Consider the following 26,384-nt stretch of genomic DNA (forward strand, 5'->3'; position numbering starts at 1 on the left):
AGCCACGGTCTCGATGTGAGGCTCGAGTCAGGCGAGCGACTCGACGACGGCGACGACGCGTCGTTCGCGCACCGCGGGGTGCTGGTCGGCGCGGTGACGGTCGTGAGGCAGGAGTTCAGCGAGATTCGCTGCTCGGATGCGTCGGATTGTCGGCGGCTTGTGCCACGATCAGATCCAGCGACGATGACCGTCGTCGCGACCTATGAGAGGCCCGACCATGGCAGTCATCCTGAACCCCTACATCCACCTCATCGACAACGCGCGCGAGGCGCTCGAGTACTACAGGTTGGTCTTCGGCGGAGAGCTCGTCCTGAGCACCTTCGGTGGCTCTGGCATGCCCATGGACCCTTCCGAATCAGAGAAGATCATGCACGGCCAGCTCACGACCACGAGCGGTTTCACGATCATGGCCTCGGACACCCCCTCCTTCATCGAGCCCAACCCGGGACGAACGGTCGAGATCTCCATCAGTGGCGATGCAGCGGACGAGCTGCGCGGCTACTGGGACAAGCTCGCCGATGGCGGCGAGATCGAGCAGCCCCTCGTGCAGGCGCCGTGGGGTGACACGTTCGGAATGCTCGTCGACCGCTTCGGGATCGCGTGGATGATCAACATCCTGGGAAGCTGACGAGTGCGCTGCATGCGATCAGCCTGACTGCGCCGTACACTTGACGCCGACCTACTGCGAGGTGAGTGACCCTGGTGCCATCGAGTTTCGACGTGACGTCGCTTGCTTCTCTCGACACTTCTGCGTTGCCGCGAGTCGGACGAGCCGTCGGGCGCGGGAGCGCCCACGCCAAGCTCATCCTGTTCGGTGAGCACGTCGTCGTCTACGGAAAGCCCGCCGTCGCGCTTCCGCTTCGAGCCATGCGCATGCGGGCGACCGCATGGCGTGAGGGCACAGAGCCCCGCTTCGAGTCGGACCACTACACGGGCCCGCTCGCTGCCGCCCCCGAGATCGTCGAGGCGCCACGCACGGCGATCGAGGAGACCCTCAGGGCCATCGGGGGCGACCTCGAGGGTCTGACAGTGGCCGTTCGCGGCAACATCCCGCTCGGGCGCGGCCTCGGGTCGAGCGCCGCAGCGGCCGGAGCCATCGTCGACGCGGTCTCGCGGCTCCACAACGTCACGCTCTCCGGCGGCGAGCACTTCGCGCTCGTCCAGCTGGCGGAGCAGGTGGCGCACGGCAAGCCGAGTGGACTCGATGCGCTGGCGACGACCATCCCGTCGCCCATCCGATTCCAGAACGCCAGCGCCGTGCCGGTGCCTGTCGCCCTCGACGCGTGCTTCGTGATCGCAGACACGGGCGTGCACGGTTCGACGCGCCAGGCCGTCGATGACGTGCGCACCTCGCTCGAACGCGACCACGACGCGACGATGACCATCATCGACACCCTCGGTGACCTCTCGGACCTGGCTATCACCGACCTTGAGACCAACGAGGCACGCTCGCTCGGCGCCCGCATGACGCAGGCGCACGAGCTCCTGTCAGCGCTCGGCGTGAGCCACCCAGCACTCGACGAGCTCGTGGCCGCGGCGACGGGTGCAGGGGCGCTCGGGGCCAAGCTCACGGGCGGAGGCCTCGGTGGATGCATCGTCGCCGTCGTCGAGCGCGGCAACGCGTCGGCGGTCGCCGCAGCGTTGCAGGGCGCGGGGGCCATCCAGACCTGGAGCATCACCAGCACGGGCACCCCGCTGTGAGGTCGACTGCCGTCGCCTTCCCGAACATCGCGCTCATCAAGTACTGGGGGAAGCGCGACGAAGCGCTGATCATCCCGCAGACCTCGAGCCTCTCGCTGACGCTCGCCGTCTACCCGACCACGACGACCGTCACGCTCGCGGCGGAAGCCGAGCAGCACCAGGTCCTGCAAGACGGCGCCCCCATGCCGCAGGCGGCGTCCGTCAAGGTGGCCCGCTTCCTCGACCACATCGGTCAGCTGGCCGGCAGCGCGAGAGCCGCGCGCGTCGAGACGAGCAACGCGGGACCGACCGGAGCAGGCCTTGCGTCGTCCGCCTCCGGTTTCGCTGCCCTCGCTGCCGCGGCTGCTGCGGCGTACGGGCTCGACCTCTCTGCACGCGACCTCTCGCGACTCGCCAGGCGTGGCTCCGGCTCCGCCTCGCGCTCGATCTTCGGCGGCTTCGCCGTCTGGAACGCCGGCACCGACGACCTCAGCTCCTACGCGGAGCCCGTGAACGACGCGCACGTCGACGCGGCCATGGTGCTCGGCATCGTCAACGCCGGGGAGAAGCCGATCTCGAGCCGCGACGCCATGCGCCGAACCGTCGAGACCTCGCCGTACAACGCGCCGTGGGTCGAGACGAACCCGACCGAGCTCGCGCTCATGCGCGACGCGCTACGTCGAGGCGACTTCACCGAGGTCGGTGAGATCACCGAGCGCAACGCGCTCCGCATGCACGCCGCGATGCTCGGCGCCGTGCCTCCCGTCCGATACCTCACCGCGGGCAGCATGGCCCTCATCGACGCCGTGGCGGACCTCCGCCGCGGCGGCCTCGAGGCGTACGCCACCATGGACGCCGGGCCGAACGTCAAGACGCTGTGCCGCTCCGCTGATGCCCCCGCGGTCCGAGCAGCGCTCGCAGCCGCAGCTCCCGGCACCGAGTTCGTGATCGCCGAGTCAGGTCCGGGCGTGGCCGTCTCCGGTCCGGACGACCGGGCCGCGGTCCCAGGCATCCCCGGAGCAACGCGGTGATCGTCGCCGAAGCCCCGGGCAAGCTCTTCGTCACCGGTGAGTACGCGGTTGTCGAACCAGGCAGGCACGCCGTGATCGTGGGGGTCTCCAGGCTCATCCGTGCCCGCCTGCACGCCGCCGCGAACGACGCGGTCAGCTCGGTCCGGTCGCTGCACTTCGGCTCGCAGCCCGTCCCGGTTGCCATCGATGGCGACTCGGTCTTGATCGACGCAGCCGGTGGCGAGCTCGTGCAGGAGTGCATCCGCGTCGTCCACGACCTGGCACGTGAGCGGGGGATCGAGACCTCGCCGTTCGCGCTCGAGATCGAGAGCGAGCTCGACGACGAGCACGGTCGCAAGTTCGGACTCGGATCGAGCGGTGCCGTCGCTGTCGTCACCGTGCGCGCCGTCGCCGAGCACCTCGGTCTCGGCCTCGACGACGACGCGGTCTTCCGCCTCGCGAGCCTCGCGACCATCGAGCTGCGGCCGGCCGCCTCGTGCGCTGACATCGCGACGAGCACGCTCGGGGGATGGGTGCACTACGCCTCGCCCGACCGGCTCGCTGTTCGCGAGCTGCGTCGTGCGAGCGGGGTCGAGGCGAGTCTGAGCGAGGCCTGGCCAGGGCTTGTGCTCGAGTCGCTGCCAGATCCGAGTTCCATGGTGCTGCACGTGGGATGGACCTCAGCGCCAGCCTCGACGGCCGAGCTCGTCGGTACACTCCACGCGGGGGACTGGCGCTCGAGCGCCGGATACGCGGCCTTCCTCGGGGAGAGCGACAGGATCACGGCGGCTCTCGTCGCGGCGGTCCGAGCCGACAGCGTCGAGCACGCCCTCCTGGCCATCCGCGACGCGGCCGACAACCTCGAGGCGCTGGACGAGCTGAGCAGCATCGGCATCCGCACCCCCGCGCTGCTGGATCTCATCGCCGCGGCACGCGGCGTCGGGATACCGGCGAAGACCTCGGGGGCAGGTGGCGGCGACTGCGGAATCGCGCTGGCGCCGGCCCGCAACGAGGCACTCGATGCCGCGTGGCGCGCCGCCGGCATCGAGGTCCTGGACCTGCACGTCATACCGCACCGTCGAGTTGGAGTTCGCGAACATGGGTAACCGCAAGGACGAGCACGTCGACCTGGCCCTCGAGCAGCGGGCAGGCATCACTCGCAACGACTTCGACGACGTGCGCTTCGTCCACCACGCCCTCGGCGGGATCGACCGCGGGTCCGTCTCGACGGCCGTCGAGGTCGCCGGTGCCAGCTGGCCTGTGCCGTTCTACCTCAACGGCATGACGGGCGGCAGCGACCGCACCGGCGCCATCAACCGCGACCTCGCGGTGGCGGCTCGCGAGACCGGCATCGCCATGGCCGCCGGCTCGCTCTCCGCCTATCTCAAGGATGCCGCCACGGCTCCCAGCTTCCGCGTCATCCGCGATGAGAACCCGCACGGGTTCGTCATGGCCAACGTCAACGCCACCGTCAGCCCGGATGACGCGCGGCGGGCCGTCGACCTGCTCGAGGCGAATGCGCTGCAGATCCACATCAACTCGGTGCAGGAGACCGTGATGCCGGAGGGCGACCGGGACTTCGCTGCGTGGCCGGGGGCCATCGAGGCCATCGTGCAGCGAGTCGGCGTTCCGGTCATCGTCAAGGAAGTCGGATTCGGGCTCAGCTCGAAGACGCTCGCACGCCTCGCCGAGCTCGGAGTGTCATACGCGGACGTCAGCGGCCGGGGTGGCACGGACTTCGCCAGGATCGAGAACTCCAGACGGCGCCTGGGCGACTACGCCTCGCTGGTCGGCTGGGGACAGTCGACCCCTGAGGCGCTCATCGAGGCGGACGCCAGTACCTCGCCCACGCCCGTCCTGCTCGCCTCGGGAGGCGTGCGAACGCCACTCGACGTCTTGAGGGCGCTTGCCCTCGGCGCGCGCGCCGTCGGCGTATCCGGCCACTTCCTCGAGGTGCTCGTCGAGGACGGCCTGGAGGCGCTCGTCGAGCACATCCGCTCCTGGCAGGATCACCTCGCTGCGCTGCAGACCATGCTCGGCGCTCCCACTCCTGCGGCTCTGGGCCAGCAGGAGCTCATCCTCCACGGCGCGCTCCTCGAGTTCTGCGCCTCCCGCGGCATCGACCCGGCCGTCGTCTCGCGAGCCCGCGGGCGCGGCACCCTCCCATCGAAAGGACAGCGATGAGCACCGAGCTCCTCGACCACGCACCAGTTCCGCTCAAATGGGTGGGTCCAGTCCGCGTGACCGGCAACGTCATGGAGGGTGAGCAGCTCGTCCCGCTCGCGACCTACGAGCAGCCGCTCTGGCCCTCGGTCGGCCGCGGCGCCAAGATGTCCATGCTCGTGCCAGACGGGATCAAGGCGACCCTGATCGACGAGCGCATGAGCCGCTCGGTGCTCTTCGAGGCCGACGACGCCGGCGTCGCGCTCACGGCGCTCCACGAGATCCAGTCGCACATGCACCTGCTGCAGGAGGTGGTCGCGACGAGCAGCCGCTTCGCTCGCCTCATCGACCTGCACGCGCAGATCGCCGGCAACCTGCTCTTCCTCAGGTTCGAGCTCACGACCGGCGACGCGTCCGGCCACAACATGGTGACGCTCGCCTCCGAGCGACTCATGGACTTCATCCTGCGTCGCTGGCCAGAGCTCCGCTACGAGTCGATCTCGGGCAACTTCTGCTCCGACAAGAAGGCGACCGCGGTCAACGGCATCCTCGGCCGGGGCAAGAACGTCGTCACGGAGCTCGTGCTCCCGCGGCGCACCGTCGAGCGCTGGCTCCGGTCGACTCCGGAGAAGATCGCCCAGCTCAACGTGCGCAAGAACCTCATCGGCACGATGCTGGCTGGCGGCCTTCGAACGGGCAACGCGCACTACGCGAACATGCTCCTCGGCTTCTTCCTCGCCACGGGGCAGGATGCGGCGAACATCGTCGAGGGCTCGCAGGGAATCACCCACGCCGAGGTGCGCGACGGAGACCTCTACTTCTCGTGCACGCTGCCCAACCTCATCGTCGGGAGCGTCGGCAACGGCAAGGGGCTCGACTTCATCGAGGCGAATCTCGAACGCCTCGGCTGCAAGGAAGACCGCGAGCCCGGAGCGAACGCTCGGCGACTGGCCGTACTGTGTGCGGCAACCGTTCTCTGCGGCGAGCTCTCCCTCATGGCAGCCCAGACGAACCAGGGCGAGCTGATGGCCTCGCACATCAAGCTGGAACGCGCCGCGAACTGAGCGACGCGCGGAAACGAGCGAACACTATGACAACACCAATCGGCATCCACGACCTCGCCTTCGCGACGGGGTCCCGAGTGCTCGACCTCTCGGTGATCGCCGAGCGGCTCGGCACTGAGATCGAGAAGTACACCATCGGCATCGGCCAGGAGCGGATGAGCATCACCGCCGCCGACGAGGACGTCGTCACGATGGGAGCGGCGGCAGCCAAGCAGATCATCGACCGGCACGGCACCGAGGGGATCCGCACGGTTCTCTTCGCGACGGAAACCGGCATCGATCAGTCGAAGGCGGCTGGCGTGTACGTGCACCAGCTGCTCGGTCTGCCGGCCACCTGCCGAGTCGTCGAGCTGAAGCAGGCCTGCTACTCGGCCACCGCCGCGCTGCAGTTCGCCACGGCCCTCGTCGCACGCGACCCGCGGCAACGCGTGCTCGTGGTGGCGAGCGACGTCGCGCGCTACGAACTGGGTTCGAGCGGTGAGCCGACCCAGGGGGCCGGCGCAGTCGCCATGCTGGTGGCTGCCGACCCGGATCTTGTCGTCATCGAGCCAGGCTCAGGGGTGTTCACCAGCGACATCATGGACTTCTGGCGTCCGAACGGCCAGGTCACCGCGCTCGTCGACGGCAAGTACTCGATTCGCGCGTACCTCCAGGCCGTGGAGAGCGCGTGGAACGACTACACCGAGCAGGGCGGATTCCCCATCGGCGACTTCCACCGCTTCTGCTACCACCAGCCGTTCACCAAGATGGCCGCTAAAGCGCACCGCCACCTCATCAAGACAGCAGGAGGTGACCTCGAACCGGCGGCTCTCGACGCCCAGATCGCGCCCACACTCCGCTACAACAGGGTCATCGGCAACACATACACCGCATCGATCTACCTTGCGCTCCTGAGCCTGCTCGACAGCGAGGAAGAGCTGGAAGGCAGCCGTATCGGCTTCCTGAGCTACGGCTCCGGAAGCGTGGCGGAGTTCTTCGGCGGCACGGTTCAACCTGGATATCGAGAGCACTTGCGAACCGAAGAGAATCGAGCAACGCTCGCGAATCGCGTTCCCATAGATGCCGCACAATACCTGGAGTGGCATGAACGTCGGGATCCGACCGAGTTGGGGGAGTTCACGCTCCCGAACGAGACGGAGGGTCCATTCCGGTTGGCCGGTTTCAGCGACCTCAAGCGCGAGTACGCCGCTACGCAGTGATTCCACTGGTGGGCGGGGCTAGCATTCGGGTATGAGCGAGAACATCACCGTCGGAGTCGCTGGTAACCATCCTGGAATCGTCGCGACGCGGTGGGCGGCAGCCCGTGCGTCACGCGGACGGAAACGCCTGAAACTCGCGCATATCGTCGATCCGAGAATTGCGGGTGCCGGGAATCCAGACCTCATGATCGAGGCGGAGTCGGCTGCGGCGCGCATCCTGCAGGAGGCGACCGAGGCGGCGCTCGCCGTCGACGCCGGCCTCGACGTGGAGACCGTCGTGTTGACGGGTCCGGTCATTGAGACCCTCGCCGAGCTCTCGAAGTCGTCCGGCCTGCTTGTCGTGGGCAGCAACCGTGGTGACGCTCCTGGGCGCGCGAGTGGCACGCACAGCGTTCGCGTCGCCGCTGCCAGCGAATCTCCGGTTGCGGTCGTCCCGGACACCGATCTCTCGGCCCGACGCGGCGTGGTCGTCGGTGTCGACGGGTCGGACCTCTCGGAGAATGCCCTGGCGGTGGCTGCGGAGGAGGCGAGTCGCGCGGGGGAGCCTCTCATCCCCGTGCACGCCTGGCATGCCCCGAACGTCTACGGAGGGGGCGTCATCGTCACGGGTGACTTCTTCGACGAGCTGCGTCTCGCCGCAGAGGAGACACTCTCGCTCGCCCTTGCGGGCCTGAGGGGCCGCTACCCAGACCTCGAGATCACCCCGGTTGTCGTCGAGGGCATTCCGGACATGGCCATCCTCGACGCCGCGCACTCGGCGTCCCTGGTCGTCGTCGGCAGCCGGGGGCGGGGTGCCTTCGCAAGGCTCCTGCTCGGTTCCGTGAGTCATGGAGTCCTCGCGCACCTCGAGACGCCAACGATCGTCGCCAGATAGCGACGGCCGGTACAGGAAGAGGGCCCGACGGCTTCCGCCGTCTGGCCCTCTTCCTGCGTCTGATCTCGAGAGGTGAACCCACGAGACCTCTCGGGTTCGTGCTTACGCGTTGGCTGCTTCGTAGTCCTCGATGATCGAACCGGGAATGCGACCCCGGTCGGAGATCTTGTGGCCCTCGGCGCGAGCCCAGGCGCGGATAGCGGCCAGGTCCTTCTTCGGGCGGTTCGAGGTGGAACCGGCCGACTTGGACTTGCGCGACTTGGCTACCGTGCGGGCGGCCGAGACGTAGTCGGCGAGTGCGTCACGGAGCTTCTTGGCGTTTTCGTCCGAGAGATCGATTTCGTAGTCGGTTCCGTCGAGAGCGAATTGAACCGTTTCGCCTTCGCCTTCGGCGAGTGAACTCGAGTCGATGTCGTCGACGAGCTGGTAGATGACTTTCCGAGCCATGGGATCCCCTTCGTTAATTGCAGACCGAGGACATGTTAGATGATTATCCGGTGATTTGAATCCAGGTTTCTTCTGGCTGGGGAGATTGCGCCCTATGCACTGCGTGAGCTAGGTGGCGACACGATGAGAGAAAAAGTCTCCCGAAGTCATTTCGGTTCGCATCCGAGTTCCTCGTGAATTCGTCGGTGAGCGCGCGGTCGCGCTCACCAGCGTCACCCGAGAGCGGCGGGCAGGATACGATCGCGGAAGCTATGAATGTTCTTCAGGGATTCGCGGTCATCGCGGTCATCGTGACCGTGGGCGTGTTCCTGGCACGTAGCGGTGTACTCGGGCAGACCGGGCAGACCGGCCTGTCCAAGCTCGCATTCAACGTCGCGACCCCAGCTCTGCTCTTCACGCTCATGGCCGACGCGCACCTCGAGGTGCTCTACTCCAGGCAGTTCGTCGTCACGGCGATCGCCATGACCGCTGTGGCACTCATCTACACCGCCGTCGGCGCCCTCCGCAGATGGGGACTCGGGACGACGACGTCCGGCGCCATGGCGGCCAGCTACGTCAACGCCGGGAATCTCGGCATCCCGATCGCGGTCTACGTGCTCGGCGACGCAACACTGGTCGCACCCGTGATGCTCGGGCAGCAGCTCATCATGGGTCCGGTCTTCATGACGCTCCTCGACATCGCATCCAGGGACGACGACGCGCCCCGACTCCGGTGGTGGCAGATCGTCCTCCGGCCCTTCCGCAATCCCATCGTCATCGGAGCGCTGGCTGGCATCGCAGTGAGCGCGTCCGGCGTCACGATCCCTGGGTTCCTGCTCGACCCCATCGAGCTCCTCGGAGGCATGAGCGTCCCCGCGATGCTCCTGGCGTTCGGCATGTCCCTCTGGGGCAACGCCATCCCCTTCCGTGAGCCCGACCGTGCGCCCGCGATCGTCGCCACCGTGCTCAAGGTGTTCGTCCACCCGGCTCTGGCCTGGCTCATCGGAGCGTGGCTGTTCGGTCTCGACGGTGCGGCGCTGCTCATCGTCGTCGTGACCGCGGCGCTGCCGTCCGCGCAGAACGTCTTCACCTACGCGAGCAACTACGGGGTCGGGATGCGTGTCGCGCGCGAGACGATTCTGGCGACGACCTTCCTCTCGGTTCCGGTCATCTTCGTCGTGACCCTGCTGCTCTCGAAGTAGCGCGCGCAGATTGCCGCTGGCGCTTCGAATTCGAGGCGGGCTAGCTTTGTCGCATGGAGCTCTGGCGTGGAGAACTGCGATGGCCGATCAAGTCGTCCTTCGTGGAGTACGTGCGTCGCTCGGGTGGCGACGTGCGCGTGGAGGGCGGAGCCTTCGTCGACGACGATGAGTTCGCCTATCCGCGAGGCGCCACCGACTCGGCGTGGCTGGCTGGAGAATCGCCGGTGGGAAGCGCCAGCTTCGTCGGCTCGGTGAGGCTCACGGGACACGGAGGCATGCTCGACGTGACGTTCCGGAACCCGCAGCTCGTCTTCGACGGCGATGGCGCGAGGCTCGTCGTGCAGGGTGAGGACGGTGCGCTGATCGACTTCGCGAGCTGCGAGGTCGGGACGCCGCTCATCCGCGATGACGTGGCCGAATGGCTCGGGGTGCGCGTGATCCTCACCCCGGCGGGCTCGAGCGTCTTCAACGGCATGTACCGCCCGTACTCGGAGATGGACTCGCTGAACTTCACGCTCGCCCTGGGGCGCACGCAGTCCCCTCGAGAGGAACGCGCCTAGTCCACGGGTGTGACGACGGTCTCTTCCGGGGCCTCGTCCGTCGTCGTGCCCGGCGCCTGCGTCAGGTCCGGCAGGATGCCCGCCTCCGTGAGCTGCTTGGCGAGGCCAGCGCCATCCGGCGCGTACACCCACGGCACCGGCGCGTTCTTGCGCCAGTGCGCGCTTGCCGCGCGGCCGCCCGCGAGCACGGCCTCGCTCGTCGACAGCTGTCGGATGGCGATGGCGAGCACGCGGTCAGGGTGGCGGCTCGTGAACTCGCCGTAGATCTGCTCGTCATGCTGGCCGTCGTCACCCACGAGGATCCACTTGATGTCTGGGAACTCACGGGCGAGTCGGTCGAGGTTCGACACCTTGTGGTCGAGCCCGGACCGGAAGATGCGCTCCGGGGTCGGGCCCCAGTCGGTGAGCAGCAGGGGACCGGCGGGGTAGAGGTTGCGCCCGAGGAAACGAGCAAGCGTCGGAGCGACGTTCCACGGACCGGTCGACAGGTAGACGACGGGCGTCTCGCTGCGCCCGAAGGATGTGAGGATGCGCTCGGAGAGCACGTTCATGCCGGGCGTCGGGGTGCGCGCGTGCACATCGAGCACGAAGGTGTTCCACGCTGCGAGCATGGGGCGGGGGAGTGCTGTCACCATGACCGTGTCGTCGATGTCGGACAGGAGTCCGACGCGCTGCTCGTCGGCGACGATGAAGACCGGGGCCGTGCTCGTCTGCCGGTCGAAGCTCTCGAAGGTGATCGTGTTCCAGCCCGGCGCGAGGTTTGCGGGCAGGTTGATGTCGATGATGCCGCCCCGGTCGGCCTTGACCGCGTGCCGGACGCCATCGATGATGACGGTCGCGGGCACATTCCCGGCGGATACCCGTGCGAAGCTCCGCCAGCCGCGGACGACCGATTCACGGCGCTTGCGCCTGAGGAGCCTCGAGAGGCTGAAGCGGCGCCTGCTGCCGGGAGGGGCCATGTGGACGCGCGCGAGCGCTCTGACCCACGTCGTGGTCCCGTACCCCGTGTAGGGCTCGAGGACGGTGAGGTAGCCGCGCTTGCGTACGAGCTTGACTCGCACGAGGCGGACGCGGTCCTCGATTCGGAAGGCGTTCTCGATGACGGCCCGCACGGGCCTGAGCCCAAGCAGCCAGCGTTCGAGCGGGGACTGGGCGTCGGAGGTCGGCGTCACCCGCTCATCCTCGCACGCCGGCGGTCTCGGCGTCTGAGTTGTCTGCGTCCGTGTTGCCGCCATCCGGCCCGGCCTGCTCGTCGGCTGCTCGAGCTGTCGCCTCGTCGAGGTCGCGGTTCATGACCTTCCCGATGGATCGCTTCACGAGCCACATGATGAAGAGGAATACGACGATGACGCCGACGAAGAGGTAGCCGGCCCAGTGCAGCGACGAGGAGAGCTCCCTGAAGCCGGCCGAAGCCCCAGCCGCGGCACTCACGTAGGCGGTCGACCAGATGACGCAGGCCGGAATGGTCCAGGCGAGGAATCGTCGGTAGCGCATGCCGCCCATGCCTGCGGTGAGCGGCACGAGGGAGTGCAGGACCGGGAGGAATCGAGAGATGAGGACCGCGGGGCCGCCGCGACGCTGGATGAGGAGCTCTGCTCGCTGCCAGCGCTCGTCTCCGAGCCAACGGCCCACTCGCGAGGCGCGGATCCGTGGTCCGAACGTGCGGCCGAGCCAGAACCCGAAGGACTCGCCGAGCAGCGCACCGACGATCGACGCGGCGATCGTCAGGACCCAGGGGAGCGGGGCGTCTATGCCCGTGCTGAGTGCGAGCAGGACCGTCTCGCCGGGAACGATGAGCCCGATGAGCACGCTGGTCTCGAGCAGGATCGCGACGCCCACCAGCACGATCCGCCAGACGGGAGGCACGGATTCGATGTACTCGAGGGCGGTCTCGATCAGCTCGTTCATGCTCTCGTCCCCGCATTCATGTCCGCGACTCTAGAGCCAGAAGTTTGGCGTCCCTGGGGATTCTCCACCGTTACCGTTTCGTTACACTTACTACATAATGTAGAAAAGCCTGGTCGCGGAGAGGAAGGGCGCCAACTTAGGGGCTCCTATTCGACAACATGTAGGAGAAGTCGGCGTACCATCGACTTCAGGAATCGCGCTGCGCTTCCAGGGCCTCGCGCCCAACCCGAGACGCATCAGGAGGCCCCGTGGACGCCCTGCTGGATCCACTCATTCTCGCGCGGTGGCAGTTCGGTGTCACGACGATCTACCACTTCCTCTTCGTGCCCGTCACGCTGGGTCTGGTCCTCGCCATCGCGATCTGGCAGACGGCATGGGTGCGCACGGGCAAGGTCACGTACCTGCGACTCACGAAGCTCTTCGGCAAGATGTTCCTCATCAACTTCGCCATGGGCGTCGTGACCGGCATCGTGCAGGAGTTCCAGTTCGGCATGAACTGGTCTGACTACTCGCGTTTCGTCGGCGACGTGTTCGGGGCCCCGCTCGCGTTCGAAGGACTCGTGGCGTTCTTCCTCGAGGCGACCTTCATCGGGTTGTGGATCTTCGGCTGGGACAAGCTGCCGCCGAAGCTGCACCTCGCCACCATCTGGATGACCATGATCGGAACGTGGACCTCGGCCTACTTCATCCTGGCCGCCAACGCGTTCATGCAGAACCCGGTCGGGTACGAGATGAACGAGGCCAACGGGCGAGCTGAACTCGTCGACTTCGGTGCCGTGCTGACCAACCCGGTTGCGCTCGCCGCGCTGCCGCACACGATCTTCGCCTCGCTCATGGTGGGAGCGGCCATCATCATCGCGACCGCCGCGTGGCACCTCAAGCGCGACCAGAACCACGACGTCATGTGGCCCGCCCTCAAGTTCGGCCTCTGGTTCATGCTCGTCGGCGGCGTCGGCACCATGCTCAGCGGCGACCAGCTCGGCCTCGCCATGGTCGAGGCGCAGCCCATGAAGATGGCGGCCGCCGAGGCTCTGTACACGACTGCCACCGGCGCGGACGCATCCTTCTCGGTCTTCACATGGGGAACCCCGGACGGCTCGTCCGAGCTCTTCTCCATCCGCATCCCCTACCTCCTCTCGTTCCTGTCGACGCACACGTTCGACGGAACGGTCGAGGGCATCAACGATCTGCAGGCGCAGTACACGGCGCTCTACGGTCCGGGCGACTACGCGCCGATCATCTGGGTCACGTACTGGTCCTTCCGCTGGATGATGGGCTTCGGCATGGCGTCCATCGCGGTCGCCATGGCCGGCCTCTGGGTGACGCGCAAGAAGGCGAAGAACCCGCCGAGGAAGTGGATGTTCAACGTCGCGATCCTCACCGTCCTGTTCCCGACGCTGGGCATCACGGTCGGATGGATCTTCACCGAGATGGGACGCCAGCCCTGGCTGGTGTTCGGGCTGCTCAAGACCGAGTCCGGCGTCTCCCCGAACGTGAGCGGCCTGAGCGTGCTCATCTCGCTCATCGCGTTCACGGTCGTCTACGCGATCCTCGCGATCGTCGAGGTGAAGCTGCTGCTGAAGGCGGCTCAGTCCGAGCCGCCGAGTTTCGATTCGAATGCCGATGGCACCGTCGACGACGTTGCCGATGTCAAGGTGAAAGCGAGCGTCTACTGATGGATCTGCCCGTCCTCTGGTTCTGGATCGTCGCGTTCTTCTTCATCGGGTACTTCGTGCTCGACGGCTTCGACTTCGGCGTCGGCATCGCCCTCCCGTTCATCGGCAAGGACGACACCGACCGGCGAGTGCTCATCAACACGATCGGCCCGATCTGGGACCTCAACGAGACGTGGGTGATCGTCGCCGGGGCCGTGCTGTTCGCATCGTTCCCCGAGTGGTACGCGACGATCTTCTCCGGCTTCTACCTGCCCCTGCTGCTCATCCTGCTGGCGCTCATCGTCCGAGGGGTCTCGTTCGAGTACCGGCACCAGGGCAAGGGCGTCGAATGGACGAGATGGTTCGACTGGATGATCTTCGTCGGCTCGATCGTGCCCGCCTTCCTCTGGGGCGTCGCGTTCGCGAACATCACCCAGGGGCTCGCGCTCGATGAGAACTTCAACTACGTCGGCTCGTTCTTCGACCTGCTGAACCCCTATGCGCTGCTCGGCGGGCTCACGACGCTCACGCTGTTCTTCTACCATGGGCTGGTGTTCATCACGAGGAAGACCGAGGGGGAGATCCTCGACCGTGCTCGCGCGCTCGCCCTGAAGGTCGGCGTGCTCGTCGCGGTGCTCGCGATCACGTTCCTCGGCTGGACGGTCACCGCGAACTTCTCGATCGCGGGCATGATGCTCGCGATGGTCGCCGTGCTCGCGTTCGTCGGCTCGTACGTCGGCACGCTGCTGCGTCGCGATGGCATCGCCTTCGCGCTCGGCGCTCTGACGGTGGCCGCGGCCGTGCTCACGCTGTTCGCGTCGCTCTTCCCCAACCTCATCCCGAACACGCTCGACCCGGCCAACCCGCTGACGATCATCAACGGCTCCTCCAGCGACTACACGCTGACGATCATGAGCTGGGCCGCGCTCATCATCGTGCCGTTCGTGCTGGGGTACCAGGCGTGGACCTTCTGGGTCTTCCGGAAGCGCATCAGCCGCACCATGATCACGGGAGAAGCGCCCAAGGAGCCAGCGGCCGTGGCCGCCTAGCCTGTGAAACCCCTCGACCCCCGACTCCTGAGCCACGCCGCGTCGGCACGAAGCTTCTTCGTGCTCGGCGCGGCCCTCGGGGTCGTGCAGACGGCATCCGTCGTCGGCTTCGCCTGGCTGGTCACCCACCTCATCGTGTCGGCGATCGCGGGCGAGCGCGTCGACGAGCTCCTGCCCTGGTTCGGGGCGCTGCTCGCGGTCATCGCAGCGCGCAGCGCCGCGACCTGGGGCATGGAGGCGGTCTCCGCTCGGGCTGCGGCGAAGGTGAAGAGCGAGCTGCGCTCGAAGCTGCTGGCATCCATCGCGAAGCTCGGCCCGGCCTGGCTGGCCAGCACGTCGAGCTCCCGGCTCACGACACTTGCCGGACCGGGGCTCGGCGCCCTCGACACCTACTTCTCGAAGTACCTGCCGCAGCTCATCCTGACGGCCATCGCAGCGCCCGTGCTGATCGTCGTCATGGCGATCTGGGACCTCCCCTCCGCCATCACCGTCATCACCACCCTGCCGCTCATCCCCGTCTTCATGATCCTCATCGGGTGGGCGACGCAGAAGGTGCAGCAGCGGCAGTGGTCGGCGCTCTCGACGCTGGCGACGGGGTTCCTGGAGGTCGTCGAGGGGCTCTCGACGCTCAAGATCTTCGGCAGAGCCGAGCGGCAGCCCACGCGAATACGACAGGTCACCGACGACTACCGGGTCGCGACGATGAAGGTCCTCCGCCTCTCGTTCATGTCCGGGTTCGCGCTCGAGCTCCTCGCGAGCCTCTCGGTGGCGCTCATCGCCGTCACGATCGGCATCCAGCTCATCAACCGTGAGATGTCGCTCGAGGTGGGACTCTTCGTGCTGCTGCTCGCGCCCGAGGTGTACCTTCCGCTGCGCCAGGTCGGCGCCCAGTTCCACGCGGCGGCCGATGGCGTCGCCGCGTCCGAGGACGTGTTCGCGGTGATCGAGGAGGCCGACGCGGCTCCCGGTGATTCGCAGACCGCTGCGCGGGGTGCATCCGACGCGGGACGCCCGGGCCCGGGCAGAACCCTGGGAGACCTCGTGCTCAACGATGTCACTGCCGGCTACGAGGGTCGGTCCGTGCTGCGGCATCACAGCCTCGTCGCCCCGGCTGGGGAAGTGACGGCGATCGTCGGCCCCTCTGGCGCGGGCAAGTCGACGCTGCTCGCCGTCGTGCGTGGCACGGTCGACTCGGTCGGCTCCGTGAGTGTCGGCGGCGAGCACCTGACCGGTGAGGCGCGTCGGGCGGCCATCGCGTGGATGGGCCAGTCGCCGTCGCTGATCGAAGGAAGCGTCGCCGAGAACGTGGCCCTCGGCCAACCGGACGCGAGCCCGGAAGACGTGCGCGCCGCGCTCAGCGCCGCTGGCCTCGCGTCCCTTGACGCAGATCGGATGCTCGGCGTCGCCGGCGCGGGTCTCTCCGGCGGGCAGTCCCAGCGCGTCGCCCTCGCCCGCACGCTGTTGCGAGCGCGTCGCCTCGACTGCCCTGTCGTGCTGTTCGACGAGCCGAGCTCGGCGCTCGACGCCGAGACTGAGCGTCGCATCGCGGCGGCGTTCCGGGCCCTCGCCGACGAAGGGCGCGTCGTTCTCGTCGTCAGCCACCGGCGAGCGCTCGTCGCGTCCGCGGACTCCGTCCACGCCGTCGAACGCATCGATGCGGTGGTCAGCTCATGACCCGTCTCCAGGAGCGCCCGTCCGCCGATGAGCGCCGGATCCTGCGCCTCGCCATGCCGTCCGCGCGTCGCCTGTGGCCGTCCATCGCGATGGGGCTCCTGAGCGCCATCTGCGCCGTGGCGCTCCTCGCCACGAGCGCCTACCTGCTCACGCGGGCCTCGGAGATCATCCACATCCTGCTGCTCGGCATCGCCATCGTGGGAGTCCGCGCGTTCGCCATCGGGCGTGCGGTCTTCCGCTACGTCGAACGGCTGCTCGGACACGACGCCTCCTTCCGGCAGCTCGCGGAACTGCGCGTCGGGGTGCTCGAGCGGCTCATCCCGCTCGCACCCGCCGGCCTCGCCACGCATCGTCGCGGCGACCTGCTGACCCGGCTCGTGAGCGACGTCGACGAGCTGCAGTTCCTGCCGCTCCGAGTCGCGCAGCCCCTCATCATCGCGGGGCTCACGTCGACGCTCGCCGTCGTCGGCATCTGGCTCGTGAGCGCGCCCGCAGCGATCGTGCTCGCGCTCTGCCTCCTGCTGGCTGGCATCGTCGCGACAACGACGAACCTGGCCATCTCCGGCCGCGCCGACCGGGAGGCCGCGCCGCTGCGCGCGGCGCTCAACGACCGCATCTACGAGACCGTCTCCAACTTCGAGACGCTCGAGGCATACGGAGCCCTCGACGCGAAGCTCGCGGAGGTCGACGCGGCAGACGCGCGCCTGCGCGACGCGCTGGTCTCCCGCGCCAGGGGCAGCGGTGCGGTCGCAGGTTCCGTGATGCTCTTCTCGGGCTTCGCGACGGCGGGCGCCCTCGCCGTCGGCATCACCCCGACGGTCGACGGTACCCTGCTCGCGCCCATGCTCACCCTCATCGCGCTCGTGCCGATGGCCCTCTTCGAGATCTTCGCGCAGGTGCCCCAGGCGGTGGCCGCCTGGCGTCAGGTCAGGGCGAGCGCGGTTCGTGTCGCCGACGTGGCACCGGGGGATGCGCCGAAGAGCCTGCCGGACGCCCAGCTGCTTCCGGAACCGCGCCAGGGGCCGACCCGACCGGTGACGCTGGCACTCGACGGCGTCTCCGCGTTCTGGCCCGGCGACCCCGAGCTCGCGATCCGCGAGATCTCCCTCGAGCTGGCACCCGGCGACCGGCTGCTCGTCGAAGGCGAGTCTGGTGCCGGCAAGACGACGCTCGCCAACGTGCTCGTCCGGTTCCTGGACTACGAGGGCTCGTACCAGCTCAACGGCGTCGAGGCGAAGGAGTACGCGCCCGCGCAGGTGCGCGGAGTCGTCGGACTCGTCGAGCAGCGGCCCCACATCTTCGACGAGACCATCAGACAGAACCTGCTGTTCGCGAAGCCGGACGCCGACGACGCCGAACTCGAGGCCGTCCTCCGCCGAGTGGGGCTCGGAGCATGGCTCGAAGAGCGGGGCGGACTCGAGGCCAGAGTCGGCGAGCACGGCTCGCTCGTGTCCGGCGGGCAGGCGCAGCGCATCGCCCTCGCGCGCGGCATCCTGGCAGACTTCCCGGTGCTCGTGCTCGACGAGCCGACCGCCAACGTCGACCCAGCGCTCGCCGACCGGCTCGTGGCAGAGCTGCTCGACGCATCCGGTGCCGAACGCTCGGTCGTGATCATCTCGCACACCCCCGTCGACCCATCCCTCGTGACTCGCGCGCTTCGCCTCGGCTGCGAGTAGTCTTGGGCGTTGGTGTGCAACGCGAAGAGCCCCGTGCTTCGCGTGGAATCCCGTCGCTCGCGGCGAGACCCACCCTCCGTGCAGCAACCGGCAACGCGATGAGATCTCCTCACCGCCGAGCGACCTGCAAGAAAATGGAAGAGGAAATCTGTGACCGAAGCGACAGGCGCTGAGCCCCAGGACTACGACTTCAAGGCTCTCGAGGCGAAGTGGTCGGCTGAATGGGATCAGCTTCAGCCTTTCGCGACGAACCTCGCGGGCGACGACCGCCCGCGCAAGTACGTCCTCGACATGTTCCCGTACCCCTCCGGTGACCTGCACATGGGCCACGCTGAGCAGTACGCGCTCGGCGACGCCGTCGCGCGCTACTGGCGACACCAGGGCTTCAATGTCCTGCACCCCATCGGCTGGGACTCCTTCGGCCTGCCCGCCGAGAACGCCGCCATCAAGAACGGCGGCGACCCAAAGGACTGGACCTACGAGAACATCGGGCAGCAGCGCGCCTCCATGAAGCGCTACGCGGCGTCCTTCGACTGGAACCGCGTCATCCACACCTCCGACCCCGAGTACTACCGCTGGAACCAGTGGCTGTTCCTGCAGATGTACGAGCGGGGCCTCGCCTACCGCAAGTACTCCGACGTGAACTGGTGCCCGAACGACCAGACCGTGCTGGCCAACGAGCAGGTCATCGACGGGCACTGCGAGCGCTGCGACGCGATCGTCGTGAAGAAGAAGCTCAACCAGTGGTACTTCAAGATCACCGACTACGCAGACCGGCTCATCGACGACCTCAACCAGCTCGAGGGTCACTGGCCGCAGAAGGTCATCACGATGCAGCGCAACTGGATCGGGCGCTCGCTCGGTGCGGACGTCGACTTCGTCGTCGAGGGCCGGGATGAGCCCGTCACGGTCTTCACCACGCGACCAGACACGCTCTACGGCGCGACTTTCATGGTCGTCGCCCCAGACTCCGACCTCGCCGCAGAGCTGGCCGAAGGCGCGAGCGACGAGGTGCGCGAGCGCTTCGCGAAGTACCTTGCCGACACGCGCGCGCTCGACTCCATCGACCGCCAGTCGAGCGACCGCCCGAAGACGGGCGTCGACCTCGGGCGCTTCGCCATCAACCCGCTGAGCGGCGAGCGCCTGCCGATCTGGGCGGCCGACTACGTGCTCGCCGACTACGGAACCGGCGCGATCATGGCCGTGCCCGCGCACGACCAGCGCGACCTCGACTTCGCGCGCGCCTTCGACCTGCCGGTCAAGGTGGTCGTCGACGTCACGCAGGCCGTCACGGGCGTCATCCCGATCATCCCCGAAGACGGCTCGATGCCAGAGTTCGAGGACCTGCACCCCGCAAAGACGGGCGAGGCGCTGTCCGGCGACGGCCGACTCACCAACTCGGGGCCGCTCGACGGGCTCTCGAAGCGCTCGGGCATCCAGGCCGCCATCGAGCTCCTCGACGAGCGCGGCACGGGGCGCGCCGCCAAGAACTACCGGCTGCGCGACTGGCTGATCTCCCGCCAGCGCTACTGGGGCACGCCCATCCCGATCCTGCACGGCGAGAACGGCAAGGAGGTGCCCGTGCCGCTCGACCAGCTGCCCGTGCGCCTGCCCGAGGCCGAGGGCCTCGACCTGCGACCCAAGGGCGCCTCGCCGCTGGGCGGCGCCACCGACTGGGTGAACGCGGTCGACCCCGAGACGGGCGAGCCCATGCTGCGCGACACGGACACGATGGACACGTTCGTAGACAGCTCCTGGTACTTCCTGCGCTTCCTGTCGCCGAACAACGAGCTCGCGGCCTTCGACGAAAAGACCGCCTCGAGCTGGGCGCCCGTCGACCAGTACGTGGGCGGCGTCGAGCACGCCATCCTGCACCTGCTCTACGCGCGCTTCATCACGAAGGTGCTCTACGACCTCGGGCACGTCGACTTCACGGAGCCGTTCTCCGCGCTGCTCAACCAGGGCATGGTCGTCATGGACGGCAAGAAGATGTCGAAGTCGAAGGGCAACGTCGTGAGCCTCTCGGCGGAGCTCGACCAGTACGGCGTCGACGCCGTCCGCCTGACGATGCTCTTCGCGAGCCCGCCGGAGGACGACGTCGACTGGGCCGACGTGTCGGTCGCGGGCTCCGGCAAGTTCCTCGCGCGCGCCTGGCGCATCTCCGGCGAGGTCACGAGCCCCCTCGGCGTCGACTTCGGTGAGGGCGACCGGGGCCTGCGTCGCGAGACGCACCGGTTCCTCGCCGACGTCCCGCAGCTCGCGAGCGGGTTCAAGTTCAACGTCGTCATCGCGCGGCTCATGGAGCTCACCAACGCCACCCGCAAGGCCATCGACTCGGGCGCAGGCCCGGCCGACCCCGCCGTGCGCGAGGCCGCGGAAGCCATTGCGGTCGTGCTCGACATGTACGCACCGCACACGGCGGAAGACATGTGGGAGCGCCTCGGCCACGAGGGCAGCATCTCGCACGTCAAGTGGCCGACGGCCGCCCGCTCGCTGCTCACGCAGGACCAGGTGACGGCAGTCGTCCAGGTCAACGGCAAGGTGAAGCACCGCCTCGACGTGCCCCCGACCATCGACGAGGCGTCGCTCGAGCAGCTCGCGATCTCCTCGCCGAAGGTGCAGGCCGCCATCGACGGGCGCGAGATCGTCAAGATCATCGTTCGGGCCCCGAAGCTCGTCAACATCGCCGTCAAGGGGTAGCAGGACCCCTGCTGAGAGACGCCCGACGCGCCCCCCCACCCGAGCGGGGGCGCGTCTGCGCGTCTGACCGCCTTCCTCACTCCGGCCCCTTCTTCCATTTCGGGATGGCTTTCTCGCTTCGGGATGGTTTGTTTCCCATCCCGAAGCGAGAAAGCCATCCCGAGAGTCGGTCACCATTCGCTCGGCGACTCTGCAGACATGTCCGCTGAGGGGAGTCAGCTCTCCACAGGATGCGACTTCGAAGGCACCAGGATGCCGGAGCGGTCGTAGCGTGCGAGCGTGTCCGAATCCGAGCTGGCCGACCTCTTCGAGCGTCCGACCCGACCGCGCCTGCGGATCGGGGTGGGCGCCGCTGTCGTGCTCGTGCTCGTCGTGCTCGCGGGGGCGATCGCGATCGCCGCGTTCCGGCCGACGCCGAGCCTGGGAGCTGTCGGAGTGCCATCTCCGTCGGCCAGCTTCGAGCTCGACTCGACGGAGGCGCCCGCTGGCAGCGAGGGGGCGACCACCGAGACGCTGCTGGTGCACGTCGTCGGGGCGGTCGGGGCCCCTGGCGTCTATGCGGTTCCGCCAGGCGCACGCGTGGTCGACGGCATCGCCGCCGCGGGAGGTCTGGCGGCCGACGCCGACCCCTCGCTCCTCAACATGGCTCGCCTGCTGGTCGACGGCGAGCAGCTGCACATCCCTCGCGTCGGCGAGGCCCCGGTGGCCCCGGTCGGGGCGGGCGCCGAACCGCCGGGCGCAGGGGGAGGCCCCGCCGCGGGCGGGGTCGTGAATCTGAACACGGCGACGGCGGCAGAGCTCGAGGAACTGCCTCGGATCGGGCCGGCGATGGCGGCCCGCATCATCGACTTCCGCGAGCAGAACGGCGGGTTCACGGCCGTCGAAGAGCTGAAGGAGGTCGCGGGCGTCGGCGACGCGACCTATGAGGGTCTCGTCGACCTGGTCACGGTGTGAAGAGCGGCGGCGTCGAGCGAGACCCGGCGCAGAGCGGTGCGCTTCTGCCTCCTCTGCAGGCCGAGCGCCTCGGCATCAGGGATGCTCGACTCGTCCCTGCGGCGAGCGCTGTCTGGGGTGCGGCCTGGCTGTGCGTGACGTTCCCAGGGGCCGCCTGGCCGATCACGGTCGGCGCGGCGCTCCTGGCCCTCTGCTGCCTGGCGGCGGCGCTCGTCTGTCAGCCCAGATCGACCTCCTCGAGCGGGGCGCTGGCGACCCTGGCTGTCCTGGCCGCGGCGATGACGCTCGTGGCGGTGAGCGCTGCTGCCCAGCTCCCCATCCGAGCGCCTGAGACGCTGCGGGCCGCAGCGGTCGAGGGGGCGACGCTCCGCGCGACTGGGACGCTCACAACCCTCGTGGGTGAGAGCGGGGTCGACGACCGTGAGCAGAGCGGCGACTGGGCCGGGGTGCAGCTCGAGGAAGCACCGCACTTCGAGCTGCTCCTCGACTCGTTCACGGCTGCGGGCAGCTCCGGAGGGGGTGGGGCCTCGCTGCTCGTCTTCGGTCAGCTGAGCATGCCGGAGGGCGCGGACGCGCGCATCCCCGGAATCGGCTCGCGGGTCGCACTGCACGGCGAACTGGGTCCGGCGGAGGCAGGTGACAGCGTGGCAGCCCTGGTCTTCCTCGACGGTCCCGCCGAGGTCGTGCAGAGCCCCGGCGGGCTCCTCGAGGTCACCGCGGGCGCGCGGGATGCGTTCGTGGGTGCTGCGCGAGGGCTGCCGGGGCCCGGTGCGCAGCTGCTGCCCGGTCTCTCCGTCGGAGACACCCGCCTCGTGACGCACGAGCTCGACGCCCAGATGAAGGCCGCCGCCCTCACGCACCTCACCGCCGTCTCCGGCGCGAACTGCGCCATCGTCGTCGCTGCCGTGCTGGTGGTCGGGCGCCTGCTCGGAGCCAGGCGCGGGGTGAGACTGGCCCTCGCCTCGGTGGTCCTCGCTGCCTTCGTGGCACTCGTGACACCGGAGGGGAGCGTCGTCAGGGCCAGCGTCATGGCGGGCGTCGTGTTGGCGCTCGAGGCCACATCTCGTCGCGCGAGCGGGCTCGCGCTGCTCTCACTCGCGGTCCTCACCGTGCTCGTGGCAGATCCGTGGCGCAGCCGCGATTACGGCTTCGCGCTCTCGGCGCTCGCGACGCTGGGGCTGCTGACCCTCGCGAGTCCGATGAGCGACCGCCTCGCGAGGTTCATGCCCCGAGCTCTTTCCCTGGTCCTCGCGGTGCCGGCAGCGGCGCAGCTCGCCTGTCAGCCCGTCCTCCTGCTCCTCGCGCCACAGCTCCCGCTCTACGGCGTTGTCGCGAACGTGCTCGCCGCCCCGGCAGCGCCCGCTGCGACGCTCGTCGGTCTCGTCGGCTGTCTCCTGCTCGGGCTCGCTCCTTGGCTGGGTCATGCGCTGCTCTGGGCGGCGTGGGTCCCGGCCCAGTGGATCGGGCTCGTGGCCGGCGCGGTCAGCTCGTGGCCGGGCGCCCTCCTCCCGTGGCGAGGCGGTCTTCTCGGCGCGCTCCTCTGCCTCCTCGCGGTCCTCGCGCTCGTCTTGCTCATCCAACGCTGGCGAACGTGGCTCGCGCTCCTGCTCTGCGTGGCCCTCGTCGCCTACCTCGGCACAGTCGTGGGGCAGGCTGTCCACCTGAGGCGGAGCATCCCGAGCAACTGGCGGTATGCGGCGTGCGACATCGGCCAGGGGGATGCGCTGCTCGTGCGCACGGATGCCGGGACGGCGCTCATCGACACCGGTGCCGAGCCCGAGGCGCTGCTGTCCTGCTTCGAGACGCTCGGCGTCGGCCACCTGTCCATTCTGGTGCTGTCGCACTTCGATCTGGACCACACCGGGGCCGCGATGGCGATGGTCGAGTCTGGAGTCACCGTCGCGGTGCTGGTCGTCCCTGACACGAGCGAGGCCCGGGAGGAGCCGCTCGTCGCGGACCTCCGCGCATCCGGGGCTCACGTCACGTACGCGGCGAGCGGCGACTCGTGGGCACTCGGCGACCTCACCTGGAACGCGCTCTGGCCAAAGCGTGGACGGAGTGGAGAGCCGTCACGCGGGGGTGGCAACGATGGCAGCCTCGTGACGGTGCTCGAGCCGACGACGGCGTGCGTGTCCGTCTGCCTGTCCCTGGCGGCCCTCGGCGACCTGGGGGAGGAGGCGCAGCGCGACCTCCTTCGCGAGCACCCGCATCCGCGAGCCGACATCGTCAAGATGGCGCACCACGGTTCGCGTGACCAGAGCGCCAAGCTGTACCAGGAGCTCGGCTCGTCGATCGGGCTCGTCTCGGTCGGCGCCGACAACGGCTACGGGCATCCGACGGATGCCGCGCTCGCGATGCTCACCGCAGCTGGCACGCAGCCGCTGCGCACCGACGAGCTCGGCACCATCGTGGTCGGGGGCACGGTCGGGGCCGGCGGCGGTCTGGACGAGCCGGTGGTCGCCGGGATCGAGACGGTCGCACGCACGAGGCTTCGACCGCGCTGGCACCGGAGCGCTTGGTCCCGAGCCCGGACCGGTCGTCGCTACCATTGACCCATGGCACAGGCGAAGCGGGCGAGCACCCCCAAGAGGGCGATCCCCGTCCTCACCCATCGCGAGGTGCGGCCAGCTGGCATCGTCCTCGTCAGCGGCCCAGAAGACTATTTCGCCGAGACCGCGATCACGCGGCTGCGTGATGTGCTCCGCGCCGAGTCGCCCGATCTCGAGATCACCGAGATCGACGCCTCGGGCTACTCGAGCGGCTACCTCACCACGCTCGTGAGCCCGTCGCTGTTCTTCGAGCCGCGCCTCGTCATCATCCGCGGTGTGCAGCAGTGCACCGACGCGCTCATCGCAGACGTCGTCGACTACACGAAGATCCCCGTGGACGGCGCAACGCTGGTGCTCAGGCACGGCGGGGGAGTCCGCGGCAAGAAGCTTCTCGACGCGGTCCGCGCCGCCAAGGACGTCGCCGTTGAGATCGACTGCCAGAAGCCGAAGCCGAGCGAGCTCGTCGACGTCGTCGTCGCCGAGGTCCGCGGCGCCGGCCGTCGCATCGAGCCGCAGGCGGCCGCGCTGCTCGTCGCCGCCTTCAACACCGACCTCGCCGAGCTCATCGGAGCCGCCCGTCAGCTCTTGACGGTCACCAGCGACACCATCACCGACGAGCACGTCGACAAGTACTTCGGAGGCCGCGTCGAGACGACCGGCTTCAAGATCGCGGATGCGGCGCTCGCGGGGCGAGTCCGCGATGCGCTCGCGCTTGTCCGGCACGGGTTCTCGACCGGACTGCACCCCGTGCCCATCGTCTCGGCCGTCGCCTCGAAGCTGCGCATCATGGCGAAGGTGCAGGGCCTCAGCGGGTCGGACGCGCAGATCGCAAGCCGTGCCGGGGCATCCCCCTGGCAAGTCGGCCAGGCCCGTCGTGAGCTGCGCGACTGGGATGACTCGTCGCTCGGACGCGCCATCACGCTCGTCGCCGAGACCGACCACGCCGTCAAGGGCGGAGGCAAGGACCCGCAGTTCGCCGTGGAGCGGATGCTCCGCTGCATCGCACTTCGCGACGTCTGACCGCATCCGCGTACCCTGGCCGGCTTCGGCTGACCAGCTTCCGTGATCGAACCGCGCCCGCGGGCCAACAGCGCTCTGCGGCCTGGCCCTGAGCACGCAAGTTGGTCACGAGGCCGGACCGTCGCCTCAGGGCAGGCCCGAGAGGCGGCCCCTAGAGCTTCGCGGCGATCCGCAGCACGGTGCCCCAGGTGCGGACCGTGGCCGGTCCGCTCGACGGGTCCGAGCTCTTCGGCCGGCCGAGGCGCTGCAGCACGGGCGACTGGATCTGCCCGTTGGGGCAGGAGACGTAGATCTCGCGACCGTGCACGGCCCAGCGGTCGTCCTCGAGGTCGACGCCCTCGAGCGCGGCCGCGACGCGCTCCTCCGGTGGCTCCGCGCAGAACACGACGACGTAGCGGCTCGGATGCGGGTCGAGATGCCTGAACGGGTCCAGCTCGACCACCGCTCGCCACTCGACCGCGTCACGCACGAGCGCCGGCACGTCGAGGTCGAAGGCAGCCGCTATCTCTGCGCGGAGCCTCGTCTCGAGTTCGGCGTTCGACTCCGCTGGCGGAGCGTTGAACAGCACGTTGCCCGTCTGCAGGATCGTCGCGAGACCGGTGTGCCCGGCGGCCTCGAGCGCGGCCTTGAGGTCCGCCATCGGGAGCTTCCGGTGCTGACCGAGGTTGATGCTCTGCAGCAGGGCGATACGACGAATCGACCCCCGCACCTCGGACGAGGATGCGGGGGTCGATGTCGGCATGACGGGAGGCTTAGAGCGCTGCGACCGTCTTGGCGATGGCCGACTTGCGGTTCGCTGCCTGGTTCTTGTGGATGACGCCCTTGGAGACGGCCTTGTCGAGCTTCTTGGCAGCGAAGGTGAGCGCGAGCTCAGCCTGCTCCTTGTTGCCCTCGGAGACAGCCGAACGCACGCGACGGATAGCCGTGCGGAGTTCGCTCTTGTAGGCGCGGTTGCGCTCGGTCGCCTTGCGGTTGGTGCCGATGCGCTTGATCTGCGACTTGATATTTGCCACGTTGCTTC

General features: G+C 68.6%; 23 protein-coding genes. 18 read left to right on the forward strand and 5 right to left on the reverse strand.

What is annotated here, in order from left to right:
* Positions 1 to 217: 217 nt before the first annotated feature.
* The 8 genes from C5B97_RS07565 to C5B97_RS07600 all read left to right on the forward strand — a co-directional run bounded on the left by C5B97_RS07565 (position 218) and on the right by C5B97_RS07600 (position 7,990).
* Positions 218 to 628, forward strand: a complete 411-nt coding sequence (locus tag C5B97_RS07565; protein ID WP_104311483.1) for a VOC family protein — start codon at positions 218 to 220, stop codon at positions 626 to 628.
* A gap of 125 nt (positions 629 to 753) precedes the next feature.
* Positions 754 to 1,701: a mevalonate kinase gene (mvk, locus tag C5B97_RS07570; RefSeq protein WP_104311484.1), complete on the forward strand. Its 948-nt coding sequence runs from the start codon at positions 754 to 756 to the stop codon at positions 1,699 to 1,701.
* On the forward strand, positions 1,698 to 2,711 hold the full coding sequence (gene mvaD / locus C5B97_RS07575) for a diphosphomevalonate decarboxylase (protein WP_219819777.1): 1,014 nt from the start codon (positions 1,698 to 1,700) through the stop codon (positions 2,709 to 2,711). Before mvk ends, mvaD begins: the two co-directional genes overlap by 4 nt.
* A complete protein-coding gene (locus C5B97_RS07580) occupies positions 2,708 to 3,796 on the forward strand; it encodes a phosphomevalonate kinase (protein WP_104311486.1) in 1,089 nt (362 codons plus the stop codon). Before mvaD ends, C5B97_RS07580 begins: the two co-directional genes overlap by 4 nt.
* The gene (gene fni, locus C5B97_RS07585; protein ID WP_104311487.1) at positions 3,789 to 4,874 is read left to right on the forward strand and encodes a type 2 isopentenyl-diphosphate Delta-isomerase; all 1,086 of its coding nucleotides are present in this window, start codon (positions 3,789 to 3,791) and stop codon (positions 4,872 to 4,874) included. The genes C5B97_RS07580 and fni overlap by 8 nt, the downstream gene beginning before the upstream one ends.
* Positions 4,871 to 5,917: a hydroxymethylglutaryl-CoA reductase gene (locus C5B97_RS07590; protein WP_104311488.1), complete on the forward strand. Its 1,047-nt coding sequence runs from the start codon at positions 4,871 to 4,873 to the stop codon at positions 5,915 to 5,917. The genes fni and C5B97_RS07590 overlap by 4 nt, the downstream gene beginning before the upstream one ends.
* Positions 5,918 to 5,943: 26 nt before the next feature.
* Positions 5,944 to 7,116 carry a hydroxymethylglutaryl-CoA synthase gene (locus tag C5B97_RS07595; RefSeq protein WP_104311489.1) on the forward strand — a complete coding sequence of 391 codons (1,173 nt, stop codon included), beginning with the start codon at positions 5,944 to 5,946 and terminating at the stop codon, positions 7,114 to 7,116.
* Between the two features lie 31 nt (positions 7,117 to 7,147).
* Entirely contained in the window at positions 7,148 to 7,990 is an 843-nt protein-coding gene (locus tag C5B97_RS07600; RefSeq protein ID WP_104311490.1) for a universal stress protein, read from the forward strand.
* 102 nt (positions 7,991 to 8,092) lie between these two features.
* On the opposite strand, the gene C5B97_RS07605 is transcribed toward C5B97_RS07600, so the two are convergent.
* Complete coding sequence (locus tag C5B97_RS07605) at positions 8,093 to 8,437, reverse strand: Lsr2 family protein (protein ID WP_104311491.1); 345 nt, start codon at positions 8,435 to 8,437, stop codon at positions 8,093 to 8,095.
* Positions 8,438 to 8,688: 251 nt separating this feature from the next.
* Between C5B97_RS07605 and C5B97_RS07610 the strand changes: the two genes are divergently transcribed.
* Positions 8,689 to 9,618, forward strand: a complete 930-nt coding sequence (locus C5B97_RS07610; RefSeq protein ID WP_104311492.1) for an AEC family transporter — start codon at positions 8,689 to 8,691, stop codon at positions 9,616 to 9,618.
* A gap of 53 nt (positions 9,619 to 9,671) precedes the next feature.
* A complete protein-coding gene (locus tag C5B97_RS07615; protein WP_104311493.1) occupies positions 9,672 to 10,178 on the forward strand; it encodes an HtaA domain-containing protein in 507 nt (168 codons plus the stop codon).
* Here the strand turns inward: C5B97_RS07615 and C5B97_RS07620 are convergent.
* Positions 10,175 to 11,350, reverse strand: a complete 1,176-nt coding sequence (locus C5B97_RS07620) for an App1 family protein (RefSeq protein WP_258068067.1) — start codon at positions 11,348 to 11,350, stop codon at positions 10,175 to 10,177. The two genes, C5B97_RS07615 and C5B97_RS07620, sit on opposite strands and share 4 nt — an antisense overlap.
* A 4-nt stretch (positions 11,351 to 11,354) precedes the next feature.
* Positions 11,355 to 12,086 (reverse strand): DedA family protein, encoded by a 732-nt coding sequence (locus tag C5B97_RS07625; RefSeq protein WP_104311495.1) that lies wholly within the window; start codon positions 12,084 to 12,086, stop codon positions 11,355 to 11,357.
* Positions 12,087 to 12,334: 248 nt separating this feature from the next.
* Between C5B97_RS07625 and C5B97_RS07630 the strand changes: the two genes are divergently transcribed.
* The 8 genes from C5B97_RS07630 to holA all read left to right on the forward strand — a co-directional run bounded on the left by C5B97_RS07630 (position 12,335) and on the right by holA (position 25,363).
* Positions 12,335 to 13,762 (forward strand): cytochrome ubiquinol oxidase subunit I, encoded by a 1,428-nt coding sequence (locus C5B97_RS07630; RefSeq protein ID WP_104311496.1) that lies wholly within the window; start codon positions 12,335 to 12,337, stop codon positions 13,760 to 13,762.
* Positions 13,762 to 14,790: a cytochrome d ubiquinol oxidase subunit II gene (gene cydB, locus C5B97_RS07635; RefSeq protein WP_104311497.1), complete on the forward strand. Its 1,029-nt coding sequence runs from the start codon at positions 13,762 to 13,764 to the stop codon at positions 14,788 to 14,790. Before C5B97_RS07630 ends, cydB begins: the two co-directional genes overlap by 1 nt.
* 3 nt (positions 14,791 to 14,793) lie before the next feature.
* Positions 14,794 to 16,464: a thiol reductant ABC exporter subunit CydD gene (cydD, locus tag C5B97_RS07640; protein WP_104311498.1), complete on the forward strand. Its 1,671-nt coding sequence runs from the start codon at positions 14,794 to 14,796 to the stop codon at positions 16,462 to 16,464.
* Entirely contained in the window at positions 16,461 to 18,140 is a 1,680-nt protein-coding gene (cydC, locus tag C5B97_RS07645) for a thiol reductant ABC exporter subunit CydC (RefSeq protein WP_104311499.1), read from the forward strand. The genes cydD and cydC overlap by 4 nt, the downstream gene beginning before the upstream one ends.
* Before the next feature lie 150 nt (positions 18,141 to 18,290).
* Entirely contained in the window at positions 18,291 to 20,840 is a 2,550-nt protein-coding gene (leuS, locus tag C5B97_RS07650; RefSeq protein ID WP_104311500.1) for a leucine--tRNA ligase, read from the forward strand.
* 279 nt (positions 20,841 to 21,119) lie between these two features.
* Positions 21,120 to 21,794 carry a ComEA family DNA-binding protein gene (locus C5B97_RS07655; RefSeq protein WP_258068068.1) on the forward strand — a complete coding sequence of 225 codons (675 nt, stop codon included), beginning with the start codon at positions 21,120 to 21,122 and terminating at the stop codon, positions 21,792 to 21,794.
* Positions 21,791 to 24,346: a ComEC/Rec2 family competence protein gene (locus tag C5B97_RS07660; protein ID WP_104311501.1), complete on the forward strand. Its 2,556-nt coding sequence runs from the start codon at positions 21,791 to 21,793 to the stop codon at positions 24,344 to 24,346. Before C5B97_RS07655 ends, C5B97_RS07660 begins: the two co-directional genes overlap by 4 nt.
* Before the next feature lie 3 nt (positions 24,347 to 24,349).
* The gene (holA, locus tag C5B97_RS07665; RefSeq protein WP_104311502.1) at positions 24,350 to 25,363 is read left to right on the forward strand and encodes a DNA polymerase III subunit delta; all 1,014 of its coding nucleotides are present in this window, start codon (positions 24,350 to 24,352) and stop codon (positions 25,361 to 25,363) included.
* Positions 25,364 to 25,514: 151 nt separating this feature from the next.
* On the opposite strand, the gene C5B97_RS07670 is transcribed toward holA, so the two are convergent.
* The gene (locus C5B97_RS07670; RefSeq protein WP_104311503.1) at positions 25,515 to 26,105 is read right to left on the reverse strand and encodes a DUF1697 domain-containing protein; all 591 of its coding nucleotides are present in this window, start codon (positions 26,103 to 26,105) and stop codon (positions 25,515 to 25,517) included.
* 10 nt (positions 26,106 to 26,115) lie between these two features.
* Positions 26,116 to 26,376, reverse strand: coding sequence for a 30S ribosomal protein S20 (gene rpsT / locus C5B97_RS07675; RefSeq protein WP_068493103.1), 261 nt, complete (start codon positions 26,374 to 26,376; stop codon positions 26,116 to 26,118).
* Between the last annotated feature and the right edge of the window lie 8 nt (positions 26,377 to 26,384).

The organism is Pseudoclavibacter sp. RFBB5, from assembly GCF_002931555.1.
In the GTDB taxonomy this organism is placed as follows: Bacteria; Actinomycetota; Actinomycetes; order Actinomycetales; family Microbacteriaceae; genus Pseudoclavibacter.

Excerpts from the sequence above, each read along its gene's own strand:
- C5B97_RS07565 (WP_104311483.1), top strand. The coding sequence starts at position 218 with ATGGCAGTCATCCTGAACCCCTACATCCACCTCATCGACAACGCGCGC.
- fni (WP_104311487.1), top strand. The coding sequence starts at position 3,789 with ATGGGTAACCGCAAGGACGAGCACGTCGACCTGGCCCTCGAGCAGCGG.
- C5B97_RS07590 (WP_104311488.1), top strand. The coding sequence starts at position 4,871 with ATGAGCACCGAGCTCCTCGACCACGCACCAGTTCCGCTCAAATGGGTG.
- C5B97_RS07595 (WP_104311489.1), top strand. The coding sequence starts at position 5,944 with ATGACAACACCAATCGGCATCCACGACCTCGCCTTCGCGACGGGGTCC.
- C5B97_RS07600 (WP_104311490.1), top strand. The coding sequence starts at position 7,148 with ATGAGCGAGAACATCACCGTCGGAGTCGCTGGTAACCATCCTGGAATC.
- C5B97_RS07605 (WP_104311491.1), bottom strand. The coding sequence starts at position 8,437 with ATGGCTCGGAAAGTCATCTACCAGCTCGTCGACGACATCGACTCGAGT.
- C5B97_RS07610 (WP_104311492.1), top strand. The coding sequence starts at position 8,689 with ATGAATGTTCTTCAGGGATTCGCGGTCATCGCGGTCATCGTGACCGTG.
- C5B97_RS07615 (WP_104311493.1), top strand. The coding sequence starts at position 9,672 with ATGGAGCTCTGGCGTGGAGAACTGCGATGGCCGATCAAGTCGTCCTTC.
- C5B97_RS07625 (WP_104311495.1), bottom strand. The coding sequence starts at position 12,086 with ATGAACGAGCTGATCGAGACCGCCCTCGAGTACATCGAATCCGTGCCT.
- cydB (WP_104311497.1), top strand. The coding sequence starts at position 13,762 with ATGGATCTGCCCGTCCTCTGGTTCTGGATCGTCGCGTTCTTCTTCATC.
- cydC (WP_104311499.1), top strand. The coding sequence starts at position 16,461 with ATGACCCGTCTCCAGGAGCGCCCGTCCGCCGATGAGCGCCGGATCCTG.
- holA (WP_104311502.1), top strand. The coding sequence starts at position 24,350 with ATGGCACAGGCGAAGCGGGCGAGCACCCCCAAGAGGGCGATCCCCGTC.
- C5B97_RS07670 (WP_104311503.1), bottom strand. The coding sequence starts at position 26,105 with ATGCCGACATCGACCCCCGCATCCTCGTCCGAGGTGCGGGGGTCGATT.